The organism is Aquipuribacter nitratireducens (assembly GCF_037860835.1).
In the GTDB taxonomy this organism is placed as follows: Bacteria; Actinomycetota; Actinomycetes; order Actinomycetales; family JBBAYJ01; genus Aquipuribacter; species Aquipuribacter nitratireducens.
Genome location: NZ_JBBEOG010000004.1, coordinates 389,200 through 403,959, shown reverse-complemented (window position 1 = coordinate 403,959; position 14,760 = coordinate 389,200). Strand labels below are relative to the sequence as shown.

Genomic DNA, 14,760 nt, shown 5'->3' with positions numbered 1-14,760 from the left:
CCCACCGGCCACACCTACACCACCCACCCCGCCGACACCGACCACCCCTACCAACCACCCCACACCACCACCACCACCCCCACGAACCCGACCACCGCCCTCACCACCGCCCCACCACCCCACCCCGACGACGACCCCGAACCACCCTGGGCACACGCACCCGTCCACGCCGTCGCGTAGCAGGATGCGGCGACCTCTCCCTACGGGCGGTCCGGTCGGTCAGTGCGCCGTGACGGTCGCCGGCGCGTCGCCGAAGCGTGCCGGCTGCCCGGTCGACTCCAGGACGGCCAGCCACAGGTCACCCGACTCGCTCACGACGTTGCGTTCCGACACGGCCAGCGCCATCGGTACGTGGACGAAGCGACCGTGCCAGCGCCCGACCACGACCTCGGTCCGCCCTGCCATCGCGGCGTGGACGGCGGCGTGGGCGAGCCGCAGGCAGTAGACGCTGTCGGAGGGATTCGCCGGCACGCTGCGGATGGCGTAGCTCGGGTCGATGTAGCGCAGCGACAGCGCCTGCCCGTGCGCGTCGAAGTCGGCGCCGATGCGCTCACGCAGCAGCCCTCCGATGTCCCGCAGCCGGACGTTGCCCGAGGCGTCGCGCTCCTCGCGACCGTCGTCGAGGTGCTCCTGACCCGCCCCCTCGGCGACGACGACCAGCGCGTGCCCCTGCTCCGCCACCCGTCGGCGCACGTGCGCCAGCACGCCGTCCTCGCCCTCGAGCGCGAACGGCACCTCCGGCACGAGCACGAAGTCGCTGTCGGACGTCGCCAGCGCCGCGTAGCACGCGATGAAGCCCGAGTGGCGCCCCATCAGCTTGACGAGCCCGACCCCGTTGGGAGTCGACCTCGCCTCGGTGTGCGCCGCCCGGATCGACTCCGACGCACGCCCGAACGCCGTCTGGAAACCGAAGCTCGCGTCGATGAACGGCAGGTCGTTGTCGACGGTCTTCGGCACCCCCACCACCGCGACGTGGCGGCCCCGCGCCGCGAGCACCCGCGACACCGCCATGGCGCCCCGCATCGAGCCGTCCCCGCCGACCACGAACAGGATGTCCACGTCCATGCGCTCGAGGCAGTCGGCGACCACCTCGGGGTCCTGGTCCCCGCGGGAGGTGCCCAGGACCGTGCCGCCCTTCTCGTCGATCCCCGACACCGACGTCGGCGTGAGGTCGACGACGTCGTGCCCGTAACTCGGGACGAAGCCCTGGTAGCCGTTGCGGAACCCGAGCACCCGGCGCACGCCGTAGGCCTGGTGCAGCTCGAGCACGAGCGCCCGGATCACGTCGTTGAGCCCCGGGCACAGGCCGCCGCACGTCACCACGGCCGCCCGCGTCTTCGCCGGGTCGAAGTAGATCCTGCGCCGCGGCCCGCCCGGCTCGAACGACACGAGCGGCTCGCCGGCGTCCCGGCGGGCCTGCACCATGCCGAGCGTGTCGTCGACCAGGACGCGGTCGTCCTCGTCGACGTAGTGCCGGGTGGTCCGGCGGTCGCCGAGCAGGACCGACAGCGGGGACTCGGTACGGCACTCGCCGAGAGTGCGGACCTCGGTCATCACGGCCCGAGCGTCGCAGCGCCTGGACCGGGCGGCCAGGCCTCCCGCCAGGTCGTCACGTGGCTGCAACACGACCGACGCACGGACGACGCGTCCGGCGGCGTCGGCGAGGATGCGGCACGTGGGAGACGCCGTGGTGCTGCGCATGCTGCCCGACGGCACCGTGGCGGCGCGTGAGGTCTCCGACGGGGAGCAGACCACGCCGACCGTCGTCGCGGCAGCGGAGCTGCCCGGCCTCGTGCGCCACCTCGAGGCGCACCGGCCGCGCTGGGTGTGGGACTGCACGACGCGCTGGTACCCGGGGCTGCTGCGGGCCGGCGTCCGAGTCGAACGCTGCTGGGACCTCCGCCTGGTCCACGCCCTGCTGCGCGACTCCCCTCTCGTCGACGGCCCTGTCGACCGGGGTGCGGAGGCGGAGGCGTGGGACGAGCTACGTCCTGTGGCCGCCGACGACGCCGCCCTCTTCGACGACAGCGGGCCGAGCCACCTCGACCCGCTCGCGGAGTGGCGGCGTCAGCGCGCGTGCCTCGACGCCGCCACCCACGGCGGGCTGCGGCTCCTCGTGAGCGCGGAGTCCTCGGGCGCCCTCGTCGCCGCCGAGCTGACCCACGCGGGTCTGCCCTGGCGCGCAGACGTGCACGACGCCGTCCTCACGGGCCTGCTGGGGCCGCGACCCCCGCACGGGCAGCGACCGGCGCACCTCGAGCACCTGGCCGGGCAGGTGCGGGACGCACTCGACGCCCCTGCGCTGAATCCCGACTCCCAGCCCGCGCTCCTCGCGGCGCTGCGGAGCGCGGGCCTCGACGTCGCCGACACCCGGACGCACACGCTCGAACGGCTCGACCACCGCGTCGTGCCGCCGCTGCTGGAGTACAAGGGCCTCGCCCGGTTGCTGTCGACGAACGGCTGGCAGTGGTCCGACACGTGGGTGCGCGGCGGGCGCTTCCGTCCCGAGTACCTCGTCGCCGGTGTCGTGACAGGCCGGTGGGCGTCACGCGGCGGCGGGGCCCTCACCGTCCCCGCACCCGTCCGGCAGGCCGTGGTCGCGGACGGCGGCCACCGCTTCGTCGTCGCGGACGCCGCCCAGCTCGAACCCCGCGTCCTCGCCGGCATGAGCGGGGACACCGCCATGGCGGCGGCCGCGCGGGCCGGGGACCTCTACGAGGGCATGGTGGCGGCGGGCGCGGTCGCGACGCGCGCGGAAGCGAAGCTCGGGGTGCTGGGGGCGATGTACGGCGGCACGCGCGGCGAGAGCGGGCGGATGGTGCGGCGTCTCGCCGTCCGCTACCCGAGGGCGTTCGCGTTCGTCGAGGCCGCGGCCCGCGCGGGTGAGCGCGGTGAGGTCGTCCGGACCTTCCTCGGTCGCGGCTCGCCCGCTCCCCGGGCGGAGCTCACCGAGGAGGCAGGGCGCGCCTGGGGTCGCTTCACGCGCAACTTCGTCGTCCAGGGCACGGCGGCGGAGTGGGCGCTCGTGTGGCTCGCGCTGCTGCGGAACCGGTTGTGGCGCCTGGGCGACGACGGCGACCGCGCGGAGCTCGTGATGTTCCTCCACGACGAGGTCCTCGTCCACGCCCCCGAGCGCCTCGTCGACGAGACGGTCCGCGCGACACGCGAGGCCGCCGACGAGGCGACCCGGCTGCTGTTCGGCGCCGGTCCCACCGGGAGCGACATCGACAGCCCGGTCGACGTCCCCCTCGACGTCCGGGTCGTCCGCTCGTGGGCCGACGCGCAGTGATGAGCCACCTCACTCCAGGAGCGCGCCCGCCAGCTCCCGGTCCAGCCACTCGCGGTACTGGGTCTCCGTCCGGCCCGCCTCACGCCGCAGGAGCTGGTGCACGTGCGGGGAGCAGAGCGCGAAGGTGGTCGCCGCGGCCTCGGCCTCCCGGTCCGCGTCGAGCACCCCGTGCGCGACCAGCCCCCGCACGAAGGCGGCGGTGGTGACGCGCGTCTGGCGCGCACCGTCGTCGGCGAAGCGCCGCATCGCCGGGTCGGCGCCCGCCGACTCCACCGCGACCATGATGAGTGCGCCCGCCCGCTCGAGCAGGTCCGCGGACCAGCCGGTGAACAGCCGGACCGCCTCCCGTCCGTCGCGGGTCGCCGCCAGGGCCGCCGCGAGCTCGGGCCGGTCCGCGGCGGCGACCGGCTGCTCGTCCCCGACGATCGCCACCCCGACGACGTGCTCGAACAACGCGACCTTCGTCGGGAAGGCGTCGTACAGGGTCCGCTCGCCCACCCCTGCCCGCTGCGCCACCGCCCGCATCGTCGTCGCGGCGAACCCCCTCCCGAGGAACAGGTCGGCAGCGGCCTCGCGCAGCTGGGCGCGGGTGAGCGCGGCCTGCTCGGTCCGCCGGGGGGAGCGGTAGCGGCGCTTGACGGGGTCCGGCATCGGAGAGCACGATACCGCAATCCGCCGCAGTATCACTGCGGCCGAATGGAGAGGCGGTCGCCATGGGCGACGTCACCCTGGTCGGCGTCTTCAGCATCAAGGTCCCCGTCACGGACCTCCCCCGTAGCCGTGAGTGGTACGAGCGGGTGCTCGGCTACCGCGTCGAGCTGGAGTTCCCCGACGACGACGGCGTCGTCCGCGGGACGGGTGGGCACGTGCGGGGCGTGCCCGGCACGTTCCTCGCGCTCCGGGAGAACCCACGTGCCGCCGAGGGGATGCGGGGCAGCGACCTCTGCAGCCTCGCGGTCGCCGACCGTGCGGCGATCGACGCGTGGGCCGCGCGCCTCGACGAGCTCGACGTCCCGCACGGCCCCGTCGTCGACGCGACGGTCGGCTGGATGCTGCCGTTCCGCGACCCCGACGGCATCGAGCTGCACCTGTACAGCGTCGAACGTCACGGTGTCGACCAGTCCGGACGGGTGGGCTACGGCCGGGCCGTCGACGCCGCGGCCCCCGCGGGCTAGCGACCCCGGATGTCCGACGCCGGTACCCGTGGGCCCCGCCGTGGTGGCCGCACCCCGGCGGCGAAGGCGAGGCGCACGACCCGGTAGCGGTGCGGCCGGAACGGCTCGAGGAGCTCGAGCATCCGGGCGTCGTCGGCCCGCCGCTCCCGGGCGAGCAGCCACGCCACGAGCGACGGGATCCCTGCGTCGCCCGTGATGACCGTGTCCGCGTCGCCCCACGTGACGGCGGACAGGCACGCGAGCGTCCACGGGCCGACGCCCCTGACCCCGCCCAGGGCTGCTGTCGCCCGGTCCCGCCCGACGTCGTCGTGAAGGAGCCGGTGCGCCGCCCGAGCGGCGGCCACGAGGGCCTCGCCGCGCCTCCTGTCGACGCCGAGACGGTGGAGCGCCTCGTAGCCGAGGCGAGCGACGGCGGCCGGGGCCGGGGGGACGAGGAGACCGTCCGTCCCGGGGGCGGGGGTCCCGAGCGCGTGCACGAACCGGTACCAGTGGGCGGAGGACTCCGCCCTGGTGACGCGCTGCTGCACGACGAAGAACGCGAGGTCGTGCCACACGGTGCCGGTGGCAGCGACGCGGTCGCCACGGCACCGGCGCCACACCTCCCGGAGCGCACCGTGCGGCGCGAACCCGGACGCGTCGTCGAGCAGACCGAGCAGCGCCGGCGCCCGCTCGGCGAGCCACTCCCCGCCCGGACCGTCCGTGCGGACGCGCACCTCCGGGCGCGCCGGTTCCCATCGCGCGTCGAGGACGCCGGGCCCGTGGGGCGTGATGGTCGCGCGGAGCAGGTGCCCCGGCTCCAGCCGCAGGGTCGGGTCGCGGGTCAGCATGGCGAGCGGGGCGAGCGTGAGGCCGAGGTCGACCGTCCCGGTCGGCAGGACGAGCGACGGCATCGTCAGGCCCCGGTGACCCCGACGAGGACCAGGTCGACGGCGGCCTCGACCTCCTCGTCCGTGGGCGGGGCGCCGTGGAGGAGCGTCGCGTGGACGACGGCCCCGCACAGCATCGCCGTCGCCGCCTCGAGCCGGGCGCCGGACAGCACCGGCGCGAGGAGCAACCGCATCGGCCGCTCCCCGTCCTCGACGAAGCGGCGCCGCACCTCCACCAGCTCGGGGACCGGCCCCGCACGCTCGGCGAGGACGGCGAGCGCACGGTCGAGGCGGTGCTCGGTCATCGCCGTCCGGAAGGACACGAGCTCGCCGACGAGGTCGGCACGCAGGTCCCCGGTGGGCTCGTGGTGCGGCATGCGACCGACCTGGTCGAAGGCGTCGCGGACGAGCGCGAGGCGGTCCGGCCAGTGCGCGTACAGCGTCGCCTTCGCGTAGCCGGCGCGCCCGGCGACGCGCGCGTGGGTGACGGCGTCCCAGCCGCCCTCGACGAGCTCGTCCATCGCCGCGGTCAGCACGTCGCGACGGGTCCGCAGGACGCGCGAGTCCACAGCACCGTCCTCCGCCACGACCTGAGTCTAGCGTGTGCTGGACTCTGCGGTTGCTACTGAACCATCTGTTCAATAGCGTTCGGCCCATGAGCGCTAGCGGCAACGGCGTCACCGAGACGACCTTCCGGTGGTTCACCGACCTCCAGGAGAACAACTCGGCCGAGTGGTTCCACGCGAACCGGACGACGTTCGACGAGTACGTCGCCGAACCCTTCGAGGACCTGCTCGAGGAGGTGACGGCGCGACTGGCCGGGACCGACGCCCCGCTGCGGGGTGGCGCGGCGACGACGTTCCGCATGAACCGCGACGTCCGGTTCAGTGCCGACAAGTCCCCGTACTCGACGTCGCGGTCGGCGCTGCTCACGCGGAGCGGGACGAAGTCGGAGTCGGGCGGTCTCGTCTACGTGCAGCTGGGCGGCGACGGCGGGCTCCTCGCAGGGGGGCTCTACAAGCCGCCGACCTCGCGCCTCGACCCGCTGCGGCAGTCGATGCTCGAGGACCCCGACGGCTTCTCCGCCGTCGTCGACGCCCTCGCCGCCAACGGCCACGAGCTCGACCGGTCCGACGCCGTGAAGACCATGCCGCGCGGGTACACCGAGCACGCCGACCACCCGCTGGCGGCGTACCTGCGGCTCAAGCAGCTCGTCGTCATGGAGCCGCTGCCCAAGGCCGCGTGGCTCGACGACACCGCCGCGGACCGGGTCGTCGACTTCGCGCTCGGCATCGCGCCCCTGCTGCGCTTCGTCGACCCGGTGCCGGCCCGCGGCTGACTCAGCCGCCGGCGATGTTCACCATCCACTTGACGCCATGGCGGTCGGTGACCATCCCGAACTCGTCACCCCACGGCGCCTTCGCGAGCGGCTCCTGGACCTCCCCTCCCTCGGCGAGCCCGTCGAAGATCCGGTGGAGCTCCTCGCCGTCCTCCGCACCACCGCTCAGCGACACCGAGTGCCCGCCCGGGCGGTGCTCCATCGACGCGGGGGTGTCCGCGCCCATGAGGACCCAGCCCCGCTCGGTGACGAGCTGGGAGTGCATGGTCCTGTCGTTCTCCGACGGGTCCTGCGCCATGCCGTACTCGGCGAACGTGCTCCGCGTCAGCTCGCCGCCGAAGACCTTCTGGTAGTGCTGCATCGCCTCGTACGCGTCGTCGCGGAAGGACAGGTACGGGTTGAGGTTGATGGTCATGCGCTGGTGACCGGCGGGCACCGCGGAACTCATCGGCGTCAGCGGCTGATCGTCACGCCCCCGGTGCTCGACCGGATCCGCGACACCCCGTCGGCCGCCGCGGCCGTGGCGACGGCCCGCCCGACGGCCGAGCCGACCCGGCGGTCGAGAGCGCTCGGGATCACGTGCGCCGGGCGCAGCTCGTTCTCGTCGACGCAGTCGGCGATCGCCCGGGCCGCGGCCACCTTCATGCCCTCGGTGATCGTCGAGGCGTGGGCGTCGAGCGCACCGCGGAAGATGCCGGGGAAGCACAGCACGTTGTTGATCTGGTTCGGGTAGTCGCTGCGCCCGGTCGCCATGACCGCGGCGAGATGACCGACCTCCGACGGCAGCACCTCCGGCGTCGGGTTGGCGAGGGCGAAGACGACGGGGTCGCGGCCCATGCCCGCGATGTCGTCGACGCTCACGAGCCCCGGCCCGCTCACCCCCACGAACACGTCGGCGCCGCGCAGCGCGTCGCCGATGCCGCCGCGAACGCCGGAGCGGTTGGTGTGCTCGGCGAACCAGCGCTTGCCGCCCGACAGCCCGTCCCGACCGGCGTGGATGACGCCCTGCCGGTCGACCCCGACGACGTCCCCGACGCCCGCCGCGATCATGATCTTGGCGATGGCGGTGCCGGACGCGCCGGCCCCGAGGATCGCGACGCGCAGATCGGGCAGGCGCTTGCCGACGAGGCGGAGGGCGTTCTCCAGCGCCGCCAGCACGACGACGGCGGTGCCGTGCTGGTCGTCGTGGAAGACGGGGATGTCGAGGGAGGCCCGCAGCCGCTCCTCGACCTCGAAGCAGTGCGGCGCGGCGATGTCCTCGAGGTTGATCCCCCCGAAGCCGGGCGCGATCCGCTCGACGGTCTCGACGATGGCGTCGACGTCGCCGGTCGGCACGTCGAGGCAGACGGGGTAGGCGTCGATGCCGCCGAACTCCTTGAACAGCTGCGCCTTGCCCTCCATCACCGGCATGGCGGCCCGGGGTCCGATGTCCCCGAGCCCGAGGACGGCGGTCCCGTCGGAAACGACCGCGACCGAGTTGTGCTTGATCGTGTGGGTGAACGCGAGGTCAGCGTCCTCGGCGATCGCCGAGCACACCCGCGCGACGCCCGGCGTGTACGCCATCGACAGGTCGTGCATGTCCCGCAGCTGCATCGTCGAGGAGACGCGGATCTTGCCGGTGCGGTGCGCCGCGAAGGTCCTGTCCTCGAACTCGAGCACCTCGCAGCCGTCGAGGCCGTGGACGGCGTCGTGGACGACCTGCATGTGCTCGGCGTCGCGGCAGTTGACGATGAGGTCCTCGTCGAGGTGGGCCGCCTTCGCCTCGAACCCCTCGAGGCCGATGATGTTGCCGCCCGCCTCGCCGACGGCGATGCACAGCCGGCCGAGGGTCCCCGGCACGTTGTCGAGTCGGACGCGCAGCCGCACCGAGTACGCGGCGGTGGGGATCGACATCTGCGCACGCTACCGCTGCGCCGTACCGGGCAGGACGAGGACGAAGGCCGAGCCGGTCCCGGGCGTGCTGAGGAGCTCGACGGTGCCGCCGTGCGCCTCGGCGATCGCCCGGACGATCGACAGCCCCAGCCCCGCACCCTCCCCCATGACCCGCCGACGCGGCGACGCGGGGCCACCGCCTGCGCGGGCGAAGCGGTCGAAGACCCGCTCCCGGTCCCCGGCCCCGATGCCGTCGCCCTCGTCGAGGACCCACAGGTGGAGCAGCCCGCCGGCGACGGCACCACCGAAGGTGATCCGGTCCGCCGGGTCGGTGTGGGCGACGGCGTTGCTCGCCAGCTGCACGAGCGCCTGCGTGAGCCGCTGCTCGTCGGCGACGACGACCGTGCCGTCCGGGGCGGCGACCTCCCAGCGCCGCGCGCCCATCACCTCGGCCTTGGCGGCGACGCGTCGCAGCAGGGCCCCGACGTCCACCTCCCGCAGCTGGAGGAAGTCCGGGCGGCCGGACTTCGCGAGGAGGAGGAGGTCGTCGACCATCCGCGACATGCGGTCGAGCTCCTCCATGACGAGGGCCGTGGTCTCGCGCCGCTCTGCCGGGTCGTCGCCGAGCAGCTCGAGGTGCCCCCGGACGATCGTGAGCGGGGTGCGGAGCTCGTGCCCGGCGTCGGCCACGAAGTCCCGCTGCACGGCGAAGGCCTGCTCGAGCCGGTCGAGCATGCCGTTGAAGGTGCGGGTGAGGGTCGCGACCTCGTCGCTGCCGCGCGGGTCGGGCAGCCGGCGGGACAGGTCCGTCGCGCTCTCGACGTCCTTCGCGGTCGCGGTGAGGAGCCGCAGGGGTGCGAGCGCGCGGCCCGCCGCCAGCCAGCCGACGGCGACGGCCACCAGCAGGAGCAGCGCCGCGACGGCCTCCGCGCGGCGGATGGCACGGGTGATCTCGCGCCGTTCGCCGGTGTAGTCGAAGAGGACGGCGAACGTCGCGCGCGCCTCGCCGTCGGCGACCAGCGGCACGACGAGGTACTCGTAGCGGCGCTCGTCGAGGACGATGGCGTCGCGTTCCGGCTCCAGCAGGCCCGACCACCGTTCGACCTCCGTCGCCGGCAGCGGCAGGGGCCGGGTGGTGTCGCGGACGGTGCCGTCGACGATCGTGACGAAGACCTCGCGCTCCGCGGGGATGTTGCGGGCGAGGAAGACCTCGAGGATGCGGTCGACGTCGCCGGCGAACGGCTGCGCGGTCTCGGGGTCGACGCCCTCGGCGAGCCGTCGCAGCTCCGCCACCTCCTGCGTGAGCCCCTGCTCGACCCGGCGGTCGACCGCGGACACGAGGACCCGCTCGAGCACGAGGACGAAGCCGAGCAGCGCGACGGTGACCGTCACCATGACCGCGAGCAGGACGCGCGCCCTCACCCCGAGGTGAGGGCGGCGGACTCGCGTCACCGCGGTGGGCGGACGCGGTCGCGGGGCGGCATGGAGGAAGGATGACGCGCGAAGGGTCCGGCCGCGCGCCGTATCAGCGGGCGCCCACCGCGCTCCTCGCACCCGTGGGACGGACCGCGATCGTGTACCCCGGGTTCCTCCGTGCGGCCGCGAGCACCGTCGTCAACACCACCCGCTACGTGTGGAGCAGGCGACGGCGCCTCACCCTCGAGGGCCGCGTCGCGGGTAGCGAGTACCGCAACTGGTCCGGCGACCGACGTCACACCGCCGTGCTGCACCAGCCGTCGACCGTCGAGGAGCTGCAGGAGGTCGTGCGGACGGCCACGTCGGTCCGCGTGGTCGGGTCCGGGCACTCGTTCAACGACGGGCTCGCGACCGACGGCGCTACGGTGTCGCTCGACCGGCTCGCGGGCATCGTGCGGATCGACCGCGACACGCGCCGGGTGACGGTCCGCGCGGGCACGCGGCTGCGCGACCTCACTCCCGCGCTGCTACGGGAGGGACTCGCCTTCGCGACGCTCGCCTCGCACGACGCGCAGAGCATCGGCGGGATCCTCTCGACCGACGTGCACGGGACGGGTCGCGGCCCGGCGCACTTCAGCGACTGCGTCGTCTCGCTCGACCTCGTCGACGGCACCGGCGCCCGCCACGACGGGCTGCGGCCCGACGACGACCGGTTCCGGGCCGCGGTCGGGGGCATCGGCGCGGTCGGGATCATCACGGGTGCCACCGTCCAGTGCGTCGAGGCGTTCACGCTCCAGCAGGGCACGCGCGTGGAGACGTCGGAGTGGGCGGCGGCGAACCTCGAGGCGCTGGACGCCGCGCACGAGCACGTCAGCTTCTACGCCTACCCGTTCACCCCGCTCGTCCACGTCCACACGTGGACGCGCACCGAGCGGCCACGCTCCTTCCTGGGAGCGTTCCGGGAGTCGCTCAACGAGGCGAAGGCGGCGGTCGCCGCCGCGACGCTCGGCGACGCGACCGCCCACTGGGGGCTGCTCCCCCGCACCGCGACCCCCACGATGCGGCTGCAGAAGCCGTCCACCCTCGCGCTGCACTCGCACGAGGCATTCAGCCGCAGCCAGTACCACCTCCACCAGGAGCTCGAGGTCGCCGTCCCGCGGGAGCGGGTGTGGGAGGACCTCGCCCACCTCCTCGACCTCTACGAGCGCCGGTACGCGGGACAGCGGCTGCCGTTCCTCCTCGTCGAGGTCCGCTTCACCCCTGCGGGCCACGACGCGTCGCTGCTGGGGGCCGCGGTGGAGCGGGACAGCGCGTGGCTGTGCCTGTGCGCCAACCAGTCCGGTGCCGTCGGCGACTACTTCGCCGACGTCGAGGAGTGGGTGCGCACGAGCGACGCGCGCGTGCACCTCGGCAAGTGGTGCGAGGGCCTCGACGCGGCCGACGTCGCCCGGATGCACGGTGAGCGGTTCGCGCGCTTCCAGGAGGTGCGCCGCCGGCTGGACCCCGACGGCCGGTTCACGAACGGGTTCGTCCGGCGGGTGCTGGGAGACGGAGCACGTCCCCGGACACCGGACGGCGCGCCGCCCGAGGGCGTCGGAGCGGCCGGAGAGCAGCCACCGTGAGCACCCAGAAGACGCTCGTGAACAGCGCCAGCCCGAGTGCCAGCGGGACGGAGGCGCCGTCGACGTCCCGCACGAGCATGACGACGGCCATCGCGACGACGGACGTCCCGACGAGCGTGTAGGTCCCGAGGACCGCGTACATCGGTCGCCGCGCCCATGCGCGGTGCCGCAGCAGCCCCACCCCCGTGGCGACGGCGAGCGGCACGAGCAGCGCGAGGTCCATGAGCTTGACGAGCCAGAACGCCGTCGGGGTGGCGAGGTACTCGCTGCCGGTCGGGACGGGGCTCATGGCGTCGAGCAACGTCGGGAGGTGGAGCCCGACGACGAGGAAGACGGCGAGCACGAGGAGCGTGGCGCCGACCGTCCGCTCGAGCCGCCGCCCGACCGGCGGGACGTCCGCGGCGGCCGTCCAGGCGAGCGCGAGGCCCGTCCCGCCGAGCACGACGAGCCCGAGCAGGAGCGGGACGAAGCGTTCGACGGTGCCGGGGTACGTGAGCCACTCCTGACCAACCGCGTACTGGGTGAACGTGTACGCGGCGAACCCGGACGGGCCGAGCGCGAGCGGCGCCGCGACGGGGTGCTCCCGCCACGCGAGCACCGCCGCGACGACGCACAGCGGCACCACGACGAGCAGGCCGGCGACGTCCGCGCCGAGCAGCTGCGCGGCGCCCGACGGTGACGTCCGCGGCCGGAGCAGCCCGGCACCGAAGGGCCCGAGGAGCGTGACCGCCGCGGTCCCGCCGGCGAGGCCGAGCAGGACCGGGGTGAGCGGGCGGGTCGACATGCCGCACCTCCTGGTCTCAGTGCAGGCCGGACGGACCTGCCCGTCCAGCCTGGTCGGCGCGGGCGCCGGCGACCCGAGACCTACGTCGCGGGCGGGCCCGGGAGGAGGTTCCCGGTCGCGAGGACCCCGTCGGGGTCGAACGCGTCGACGAGCGCCCCGAGCGCCGCCGTCCCGACCGGGCCCTTCTCCTCGACCGCGGCCGCACGGTGGTCGCGACCGACGCCGTGCTGGTGGCTCACGGTGCCGCCGCTGCGCGCGATCGCAGCGAGCGACGCGCTCTTGAGCGCGCGCCAGCGTTCCAGCGTGGCCTCGCGGGAGGCCCCGAGGGGGAAGACGGCTGTCGTGTACACGCTCGAACCCGTGCGGTAGACGTGCGACAGGTGCGTGCCGACGTGCGCGCGAGCGCCGGTCGCGGCGACGGCCTCGGCGACCGACCGCTCGAGGTCCGCGACGAGCGCCGGGACCGCCGACCAGACCGCGGCGGTCTCGACGGTGTCGACGCCGTAGCCGAGCTCCCACAGCCGCGACCGCCAGTACGGCGAGTCGTAGCGGCTGCGCTGCCACCGCCGCCCGAGGCGGGTGCCGACGACCCGGCCGGCGTGGCGGCGCACGGCGTCGCGCACGCGCGCGCGGACCCGGCGGGCGGTCGTCGCGTCGCCGGTGACGCCCGCGAGCAGCAGGCACGGCGCCCCTCCCAGCCTCGCGAGGCGCAGCCCCTGCTGCAGTGCGCGCCCGGCGGCTCCTGCGAGCGCGAACGACACGGCGGTCTCGGCGGGCGTGCTGAGCCGCAGCATCGAGAGACCGGCCGTGCCGGTCGGGTCGGCCGCGAGTGCCCGGACGGCGGCGACGCCCTCGTCCCAGCCGGGCAGGTAGCACGCGACGACGTCGTCGACCTCGGGCAGCGGCCGGACCCGGAGGACCGCCTCGACGAGGACCCCGAGCCTGCCCTCGGAGCCGAGGACGGCGTGCCGCAGGTCCGGTCCCGCGGCGGACGCGGGGAACGGCGGCAGCGTGAGCGGGCCGACCGGCGACTCGACCGTACCGCCGGCGAAGAGGTCCTCGATGCGTCCGAAGCCGAGGGACTGCTGCCCGCTCGAGCGGGTGGCGACCCACCCGCCGACCGTCGAGTGCTCGAAGGACTGCGGCCGGTGCCCGAGGACGAGCCCGTGCTCGCGGAGCCCGGCCTCGCAGGCCGGTCCGGTCGCGCCGGCCCCCACCGTGGCCAGCGACGACACCCGGTCGACGTCGCGGACTCCGCTCAGCCCGACGAGGTCGGCGACGACGACCGGCCGCTCCCCCGTCGGGCAGTCGACGCCACCGACGACGCTCGTGCCGCCGCCCCACGGCACGACGACGGCGTCGTGCGCCGCCGCCCACGACAGCAGCGCCCGGACCTCCGCCGCGGCACCCGGCCGGGCGACGGCGTCGGGCACGGGGCCCACGTCGCCGGAACGGACGGCGACGAGGTCGGGGAAGGACTGCCCGCGGGCGTGCAGGAGGCGGTCGAGTGGGTCGAGCGCCCACGCGACCGGCGGCGAGGTCCCGGCGAGCCGGCTCGTGCGCGTCGCAGCGACGACGTCATCGAGCGGGACGTCGAACGGGGGGACGCCGACCCCGACCTCCCCGGCCAGCAGGGCCGGCAGGCGGCTCGGCAACGGCACGTCGCGAGAGCCGTCGCCCCACTCGCCCCAGCGGTGCACGGTGCCCTCCCTCCGCGGCCCCGGCTCCCAGGGTGACGCGTGGGAGCCGGGTCCGCGAGGGAGTGCGTCAGGTGCGGTCGCGGTGCCCGTCGTCGTCGCGGCTGTGCGTCGCGAGAGCGCTGATGATGCCCATCGCCATGATGGCCGCGCCCACGAGGATGTCGTTCCAGTAGATCCCGACGGTCGGCCCGCCGTCCTCGTACACGAGGACGAACGGGGAGACGATGAGCCAGGCGCCGAGGACCACGTTGACCCAGCTCAACGCGGCGGCCGTGTGCGGGGCCGCGACGCGCACAAGGGCCAGCACGGCCACGGCGATGCCGATGACGGTGTGGTTCCACACCGCGTTCGTCTGGTCCCCGTAGCCGATGACCCACGGCGCGATGACCAACCAGATGCCGAGCAGGACGTTGATCCCGCTGAACGTGCGGGTGAGCCCCGTCTCGGAGTCGTCGCGGTAGTAGCGCTCGTCGCGCGCACCGTACGGGTCGCCCGCAGGACGCTCCGGCGCCGTGGCTCCGCGGTGCTCCACCCGCAGGTCGTCGTCGTGCGCGGTCGTCCCTGGCTGCGTGTTCCGTGACATGTCGTCCACCTCCGAGAGTGGTCCTACGGCGCAAGGGGTGCTGCCCCTCACGCCTACCCGTGGGCGGGACGGCGATTCGTTCTCGTGGTCACGGAACGATCACGCCTGCCGCGA

General features: G+C 74.6%; 14 protein-coding genes and 1 pseudogene. 5 read left to right on the top strand and 10 right to left on the bottom strand.

Features of this window, described 5'->3' with window-relative positions; genetic code table 11:
- Positions 1 to 180 (top strand): annotated as a pseudogene (locus WAB14_RS10655) (hypothetical protein); the annotation flags it as partial.
- A gap of 39 nt (positions 181 to 219) precedes the next feature.
- Here the strand turns inward: WAB14_RS10655 and WAB14_RS10650 are convergent.
- Complete coding sequence (locus WAB14_RS10650; protein ID WP_340269664.1) at positions 220 to 1,554, bottom strand: ATP-dependent 6-phosphofructokinase; 1,335 nt, start codon at positions 1,552 to 1,554, stop codon at positions 220 to 222.
- 112 nt (positions 1,555 to 1,666) lie between these two features.
- On the opposite strand from WAB14_RS10650, the gene WAB14_RS10645 reads away from it, so the two are divergent.
- Positions 1,667 to 3,289, top strand: a complete 1,623-nt coding sequence (locus WAB14_RS10645) for a bifunctional 3'-5' exonuclease/DNA polymerase (RefSeq protein ID WP_377002796.1) — start codon at positions 1,667 to 1,669, stop codon at positions 3,287 to 3,289.
- 9 nt (positions 3,290 to 3,298) lie between these two features.
- Here the strand turns inward: WAB14_RS10645 and WAB14_RS10640 are convergent, their stop codons facing one another.
- On the bottom strand, positions 3,299 to 3,940 hold the full coding sequence (locus tag WAB14_RS10640) for a TetR/AcrR family transcriptional regulator (RefSeq protein WP_340269634.1): 642 nt from the start codon (positions 3,938 to 3,940) through the stop codon (positions 3,299 to 3,301).
- Positions 3,941 to 4,002: 62 nt separating this feature from the next.
- On the opposite strand from WAB14_RS10640, the gene WAB14_RS10635 reads away from it, so the two are divergent.
- On the top strand, positions 4,003 to 4,464 hold the full coding sequence (locus WAB14_RS10635) for a VOC family protein (protein WP_340269633.1): 462 nt from the start codon (positions 4,003 to 4,005) through the stop codon (positions 4,462 to 4,464).
- On the opposite strand, the gene WAB14_RS10630 is transcribed toward WAB14_RS10635, so the two are convergent.
- Positions 4,461 to 5,354 carry a DNA-3-methyladenine glycosylase family protein gene (locus tag WAB14_RS10630; protein WP_340269632.1) on the bottom strand — a complete coding sequence of 298 codons (894 nt, stop codon included), beginning with the start codon at positions 5,352 to 5,354 and terminating at the stop codon, positions 4,461 to 4,463. The two genes, WAB14_RS10635 and WAB14_RS10630, sit on opposite strands and share 4 nt — an antisense overlap.
- Positions 5,355 to 5,356: 2 nt before the next feature.
- Positions 5,357 to 5,899: a TetR/AcrR family transcriptional regulator gene (locus tag WAB14_RS10625; protein WP_340269631.1), complete on the bottom strand. Its 543-nt coding sequence runs from the start codon at positions 5,897 to 5,899 to the stop codon at positions 5,357 to 5,359.
- Positions 5,900 to 5,985: 86 nt separating this feature from the next.
- On the opposite strand from WAB14_RS10625, the gene WAB14_RS10620 reads away from it, so the two are divergent.
- On the top strand, positions 5,986 to 6,669 hold the full coding sequence (locus WAB14_RS10620) for a DUF2461 domain-containing protein (protein WP_340269630.1): 684 nt from the start codon (positions 5,986 to 5,988) through the stop codon (positions 6,667 to 6,669).
- 1 nt (position 6,670) lies between these two features.
- Here the strand turns inward: WAB14_RS10620 and WAB14_RS10615 are convergent, their stop codons facing one another.
- The 3 genes from WAB14_RS10615 to WAB14_RS10605 are packed head-to-tail and all read right to left on the bottom strand — an operon-like array spanning position 6,671 to position 9,963.
- Positions 6,671 to 7,084 (bottom strand): VOC family protein, encoded by a 414-nt coding sequence (locus WAB14_RS10615; RefSeq protein WP_377002816.1) that lies wholly within the window; start codon positions 7,082 to 7,084, stop codon positions 6,671 to 6,673.
- A 38-nt stretch (positions 7,085 to 7,122) separates the two neighbouring features.
- The gene (locus WAB14_RS10610; RefSeq protein WP_340269627.1) at positions 7,123 to 8,562 is read right to left on the bottom strand and encodes an NAD-dependent malic enzyme; all 1,440 of its coding nucleotides are present in this window, start codon (positions 8,560 to 8,562) and stop codon (positions 7,123 to 7,125) included.
- A gap of 9 nt (positions 8,563 to 8,571) precedes the next feature.
- Positions 8,572 to 9,963 (bottom strand): sensor histidine kinase, encoded by a 1,392-nt coding sequence (locus WAB14_RS10605; RefSeq protein ID WP_340269625.1) that lies wholly within the window; start codon positions 9,961 to 9,963, stop codon positions 8,572 to 8,574.
- A 71-nt stretch (positions 9,964 to 10,034) separates the two neighbouring features.
- On the opposite strand from WAB14_RS10605, the gene WAB14_RS10600 reads away from it, so the two are divergent.
- Positions 10,035 to 11,579 carry an FAD-binding protein gene (locus WAB14_RS10600; RefSeq protein WP_340269624.1) on the top strand — a complete coding sequence of 515 codons (1,545 nt, stop codon included), beginning with the start codon at positions 10,035 to 10,037 and terminating at the stop codon, positions 11,577 to 11,579.
- Here WAB14_RS10600 and WAB14_RS10595 read toward each other — a convergent pair.
- From WAB14_RS10595 to WAB14_RS10585, 3 genes are all read right to left on the bottom strand, one after another.
- Positions 11,473 to 12,363, bottom strand: coding sequence for a hypothetical protein (locus WAB14_RS10595; RefSeq protein WP_340269623.1), 891 nt, complete (start codon positions 12,361 to 12,363; stop codon positions 11,473 to 11,475). The genes WAB14_RS10600 and WAB14_RS10595 overlap by 107 nt on opposite strands.
- Positions 12,364 to 12,443: 80 nt before the next feature.
- The gene (locus WAB14_RS10590) at positions 12,444 to 14,063 is read right to left on the bottom strand and encodes an FAD-binding oxidoreductase (RefSeq protein WP_340269621.1); all 1,620 of its coding nucleotides are present in this window, start codon (positions 14,061 to 14,063) and stop codon (positions 12,444 to 12,446) included.
- 67 nt (positions 14,064 to 14,130) lie between these two features.
- Positions 14,131 to 14,646: an SPW repeat protein gene (locus WAB14_RS10585; RefSeq protein WP_340269620.1), complete on the bottom strand. Its 516-nt coding sequence runs from the start codon at positions 14,644 to 14,646 to the stop codon at positions 14,131 to 14,133.
- Positions 14,647 to 14,760 lie beyond the last annotated feature (114 nt).

What these genes read in the sequence shown, in the direction of transcription:
- WAB14_RS10650 (WP_340269664.1), bottom strand. Translation starts at nt 1,554, where the DNA reads ATGACCGAGGTCCGCACTCTCGGCGAGTGCCGTACCGAGTCCCCGCTG.
- WAB14_RS10645 (WP_377002796.1), top strand. Translation starts at nt 1,667, where the DNA reads ATGCGGCACGTGGGAGACGCCGTGGTGCTGCGCATGCTGCCCGACGGC.
- WAB14_RS10640 (WP_340269634.1), bottom strand. Translation starts at nt 3,940, where the DNA reads ATGCCGGACCCCGTCAAGCGCCGCTACCGCTCCCCCCGGCGGACCGAG.
- WAB14_RS10635 (WP_340269633.1), top strand. Translation starts at nt 4,003, where the DNA reads ATGGGCGACGTCACCCTGGTCGGCGTCTTCAGCATCAAGGTCCCCGTC.
- WAB14_RS10630 (WP_340269632.1), bottom strand. Translation starts at nt 5,354, where the DNA reads ATGCCGTCGCTCGTCCTGCCGACCGGGACGGTCGACCTCGGCCTCACG.
- WAB14_RS10620 (WP_340269630.1), top strand. Translation starts at nt 5,986, where the DNA reads ATGAGCGCTAGCGGCAACGGCGTCACCGAGACGACCTTCCGGTGGTTC.
- WAB14_RS10615 (WP_377002816.1), bottom strand. Translation starts at nt 7,084, where the DNA reads ATGACCATCAACCTCAACCCGTACCTGTCCTTCCGCGACGACGCGTAC.
- WAB14_RS10610 (WP_340269627.1), bottom strand. Translation starts at nt 8,562, where the DNA reads ATGTCGATCCCCACCGCCGCGTACTCGGTGCGGCTGCGCGTCCGACTC.
- WAB14_RS10600 (WP_340269624.1), top strand. Translation starts at nt 10,035, where the DNA reads ATGACGCGCGAAGGGTCCGGCCGCGCGCCGTATCAGCGGGCGCCCACC.
- WAB14_RS10595 (WP_340269623.1), bottom strand. Translation starts at nt 12,363, where the DNA reads ATGTCGACCCGCCCGCTCACCCCGGTCCTGCTCGGCCTCGCCGGCGGG.
- WAB14_RS10585 (WP_340269620.1), bottom strand. Translation starts at nt 14,646, where the DNA reads ATGTCACGGAACACGCAGCCAGGGACGACCGCGCACGACGACGACCTG.